Annotated in this window: 6 protein-coding genes; all 6 read left to right on the top strand. The window is 69.5% G+C overall.

The window, feature by feature from the left end; all coding sequences use genetic code 11:
• The coding region (gene flhF, locus D183_RS0110360; protein ID WP_017908924.1) for a flagellar biosynthesis protein FlhF at window positions 1-1,001 on the top strand (1,001 nt) is incomplete at its 5' end.
• Complete coding sequence (locus D183_RS0110355) at window positions 988-1,872, top strand: MinD/ParA family ATP-binding protein (protein ID WP_010341540.1); 885 nt, start codon at window positions 988-990, stop codon at window positions 1,870-1,872. The genes flhF and D183_RS0110355, both read left to right, overlap by 14 nt.
• Window positions 1,869-2,618 (top strand): RNA polymerase sigma factor FliA, encoded by a 750-nt coding sequence (locus D183_RS0110350; RefSeq protein ID WP_017908923.1) that lies wholly within the window; start codon window positions 1,869-1,871, stop codon window positions 2,616-2,618. The genes D183_RS0110355 and D183_RS0110350 overlap by 4 nt, the downstream gene beginning before the upstream one ends.
• Before the next feature lie 19 nt (window positions 2,619-2,637).
• Complete coding sequence (gene cheY, locus D183_RS0110345; protein WP_010341542.1) at window positions 2,638-3,030, top strand: chemotaxis response regulator CheY; 393 nt, start codon at window positions 2,638-2,640, stop codon at window positions 3,028-3,030.
• Window positions 3,031-3,642, top strand: coding sequence for a protein phosphatase CheZ (locus tag D183_RS0110340; RefSeq protein ID WP_017908921.1), 612 nt, complete (start codon window positions 3,031-3,033; stop codon window positions 3,640-3,642). It abuts the gene before it with no gap.
• A 4-nt stretch (window positions 3,643-3,646) separates the two neighbouring features.
• The coding region (locus D183_RS24440) for an Hpt domain-containing protein (RefSeq protein ID WP_039727012.1) at window positions 3,647-4,063 on the top strand (417 nt) is incomplete at its 3' end.

Here is a 4,063-nt window from a genome sequence, read left to right as displayed (position 1 = left end):
TCGCGCCCGTCGCGACCGCCGATGCGCCGGCCGCTGCCGGGATCCCGGCGGCCGCGGCGCTGGCGGCGGTGCCGACCTTCCCCGCCCCGCAGAACGACGAACAATTGACGCAGCTGCGCGACGAACTGTCGCTGATGCGGCAGATGATCGAGCGCGAGATGAACCGCCTCACCGACGAGCGCCTGCGCGGCTCGCCGGTCCGCGCCCAGGCGCTGGAGCTGATGGACGACTACGGCTTCGACAGCGGCATCACCCGCGACGTGGTCATGCAGATCCCCGCCGACCTGGAGCTGCACCGCGGCCGCGGGCTGATGCTGGGCCTGCTGTCCAAGCGCCTGCCGATCGCCGCGCTGGACCCGCTCGAGGAAGGCGGCGTGATCGCCCTGATCGGCCCGACCGGCGCCGGCAAGACCACCACCATCGCCAAGCTGGCCTCGCGCTTCCTGGAGCGCCATGCCGCCCGCGACGTGGCCCTGGTCACCACCGACACCATCCGCGTCGGCGGCCGCGAACAGCTGCACAGCTACGGCCGCCAGCTCGGCATCGCCGTGCACGAGGCCGACAGCGACGCCGCGCTGCAGCAGTTGCTGGAGCGCCTGGCCGACTACAAGCTGGTGCTGATCGACACCGCCGGCATGGGCCAGCGCGACCGCGCCCTGGCCGCCCAGCTGCACTGGCTGCGCGCCTCGCGGGTGGTCCGATCCTTGCTGGTCCTCCCCGCCAACGCCCATTTCTCCGACCTGGACGAGGTGGTGCGCCGGTTCGCCGGCGCCGACCCACAGGGGGTCATCCTGACCAAGTTGGACGAGACCGGGCGGTTCGGCAGTGCCTTGTCGGTGGTCGTGGACCACCGCCTCCCCATCACCTGGGTGACCGATGGACAGCGTGTGCCGGACGACCTGCACCGCGCCAACGCCGCCAGCCTGGTATTGCGCCTTGAAGATTTGCGGCGCGCTGCCGATAAGCCCTGTACTCCGGAGCAGACCCATGCCGTCGCGTGACTACGTCAATCTGACCAATGCCTTCCCCCTGTCGGCGACGCGCAGCGAACCGCTGGGTCCGGTGCGCACCATCGCCGTGACCGGCGGCAAGGGCGGCGTGGGCAAGACCAACATCTCGGTGAACCTGTCCATGGCGCTGGCCGACATGGGCAAGCGCACCCTGCTGCTGGACGCCGACCTGGGCCTGGCCAACGTCGACGTGCTGCTCGGGCTGACCCCCAAGTTCACCGTGGCCGACCTGGTCGCCGGGCGCTGCACCCTGGAAGAGGTGCTGATCGACATGCCCAACGGGCTCATGGTGGTGCCCGCCGCCTCCGGCCGCCGCTACATGGCCGAGCTGCCGCCCGCCCAGCACGTCGGCCTGGTCAACGTGTTCTCCGAGCTGCAGCGCGAGCTGGACGTGATGATCGTCGACACCGCCGCCGGCATCACCGACAGCGTGCTGACCTTCTGCCAGGCCGCGCAGGACGCGGTGGTGGTGGTCTGCGACGAGCCGGCCTCGATCACCGACGCCTACGCCCTGATCAAGGTCCTCTCGCGCGAGCGCGGCGTGGACCGGGTGCAGATCGTCGCCAACATGGTCCGCGACCTCAACGAAGGCCGCCTGCTGTACGACAAGCTCAGCCGGGTCTGCGAGAAGTTCCTCGGCGACGTGTCGCTGAACTACCTGGGCTGCGTGCCGCAGGACGACTGGCTGCGACTGTCGGTGCAGCGCCAGCAGCCGGTGGTCAAGGCCTACCCGTCCAGCCCGTCGGCGCAGGCGATCTCCGAGATCGCCCGGCGCACCGCACGCTGGCAGGCGCCGACCGCCCCACGCGGCAACGTCGAGTTCTTCGTCGAGCGCATCATCCAGCGCGGGGTGGCCGCATGAACGCCGCCGCCCACTACCGCGCCGTCCAGCGCAACAGCGCCAACGACTACATCGCCCAGCACTCGGACCTGGTCCGGCGTATCGCCCACCACCTGGCCGCGCGCCTGCCGGCCAGCGTCGAGATCGACGACCTGATCCAGGCCGGCATGATCGGCCTGATCGAGGCCTCGCGCAGCTACGACGCCGAACAGGGCGCCTCGTTCGAGACCTACGCCTCGATCCGCATCCGCGGCGCGATGATCGACGAGATCCGCCGCGGCGACTGGGTGCCGCGCTCGGTGCACCGCCGCGCCCGCGACGCCGCCTCGGCGATCCGCAAGATCGAACAGAGCACCGGCCGCGCCGCCGCCGCCAACGAAGTGGCCGCGGCGATGGACATGCCGCTTCCCGAATACCTGCGTTTGATGGAAGATGCCGCCCGCGGCCAGGTGCTGAGCCTGGAGTCGCGCATCGAGGACCATGGCGAGCTGGATACCATCGCCAAGGGCGGACCAAATCCGCAGCAGATGCTCGAGCGCAGCGAATTCGGCCGCGAGCTGGGCAAGGCCATCGCGCAGTTGCCCGAACGCGAGCAGTTGGTGCTGTCGCTGTACTACGAGCAGGAATTGAACCTCAAGGAAATCGGCGCGGTGCTCGGGGTCAGCGAGTCGCGCGTGTGTCAGATCCATGGCCAGGCCACGGTACGGTTGCGCGGACGCCTGAAGGCGTTCGAGGTCGCCGATGCCGGTCTGGAAGACGAAGAATAGGAACCCTTAGGAGTCAGTGGTGAACAAGAACATGCGGATTTTGATCGTGGACGATTTCTCGACGATGCGACGCATCGTCAAGAATCTGCTCGGCGATCTGGGCTTCACCAATACCGCCGAGGCCGAAGACGGCAACAGCGCCCTGGCCGCGCTGCGCTCGGCGCCGTTCGAGTTCGTGGTCACCGACTGGAACATGCCGGGCATGACCGGCATCGATCTGCTGCGCAACATCCGCGCCGACGACAAGCTCAAGCACCTGCCGGTACTGATGGTCACCGCCGAGGCCAAGCGCGAGCAGATCATCGAGGCCGCGCAGTGCGGCGTGAACGGCTACATCATCAAGCCGTTCACCGCGCAGACGCTGCAGGAGAAGCTGGGCAAGATCTTCGAACGCCTGGGAGCGACCGCCTAAATGGAAGCCACCGCCGAACGTACCGCCCTGATCGAACGCCTGCAAGGCGCGCTGGACGCGCTGGAGAACGGCGACGAGGCCGGCTGGCGCAGGGAGATCGACACCCTCGCCGCCTGGCGCACGCGGCCGATGATGCAGGGCCTGAGCCGGCTCGCGCGCGATCTGGGGCAGGCGCTCGGCGAACTGCCGGTGGTGCCCAGCGAGGCCGGCGAGCTGGACGACGCCTGCTCGCGCCTGGACCACGTGGTGGAGATGACCGAACAGGCCAGCCACCGCACCCTGGACCTGGCCGAGGAATGCCGTGCGCTGGCCGACCAGCTCGCCGCCGGCGGCCTCAGCGGCGACCAGAGCGAGATCCTCGACAAGATCCGCCACAACCTCACCGAAATGGCCCTGGCGCAGAGCTTCCAGGACCTGACCGGGCAGATCATCCGTCGCGTCGCCGGCATCGTGCGCCGCGTGCACGAAGGCTTCGGCGCGCTGGGTCTGCCGCCGAAGGAAGAAAACAAGAAGGCCGACGGCAACCTGGCCGGCCCGGCCCTGCCCGGCCTGGACCGCCACGGCGTGTCGCAGCACGACGCCGACGACCTGCTCTCGGGCCTGGGACTGTAACGCTATGAGCGCCGTACCCGACGACATCGCTGCCGACTTCATCATCGAGGCCCAGGAGATCCTGGACCGGCTCGGCGAGCAGTTGGTGTCGCTGGAGCAGGCGCCCGAGGACAGCGGCCAGCTCAACGCCGTGTTCCGCGGCTTCCACACGCTCAAGGGCGGTGCCGGTTTCCTGGCGATCAACGCCATGGTCGAGCTGTGCCACGCGGCGGAGGAAACCCTGGGCATGGCCCGCGCCGGCCAGGCCACCCTGCAGGCGCGGCACTTCGACGCCGCGCAGCAGTCGCTGGACTACCTGCAGTCGATGCTCGATGCCTTCGGCAGCGGCCAGGAGCCGCCGCGCGCGCCGCCGGAGCTGATCGCGCAGTTCGACGCGCACGGCGACGACGCGCCGGCGCCGGCACCCGCGAAGAGCGCCGCG

Source organism: Xanthomonas sp. SHU 199 (assembly GCF_000364665.1).
GTDB classification, from domain to species: Bacteria; Pseudomonadota; Gammaproteobacteria; order Xanthomonadales; family Xanthomonadaceae; genus Xanthomonas_A; species Xanthomonas_A sontii.
The sequence above is the reverse complement of the archived record's forward strand: the minus strand, read 5'-3'. Positions and strand labels throughout refer to the sequence as shown.

What these genes read in the sequence shown, in the direction of transcription:
- D183_RS0110355 (WP_010341540.1), top strand. Translation starts at nt 988, where the DNA reads ATGCCGTCGCGTGACTACGTCAATCTGACCAATGCCTTCCCCCTGTCG.
- D183_RS0110350 (WP_017908923.1), top strand. Translation starts at nt 1,869, where the DNA reads ATGAACGCCGCCGCCCACTACCGCGCCGTCCAGCGCAACAGCGCCAAC.
- D183_RS0110340 (WP_017908921.1), top strand. Translation starts at nt 3,031, where the DNA reads ATGGAAGCCACCGCCGAACGTACCGCCCTGATCGAACGCCTGCAAGGC.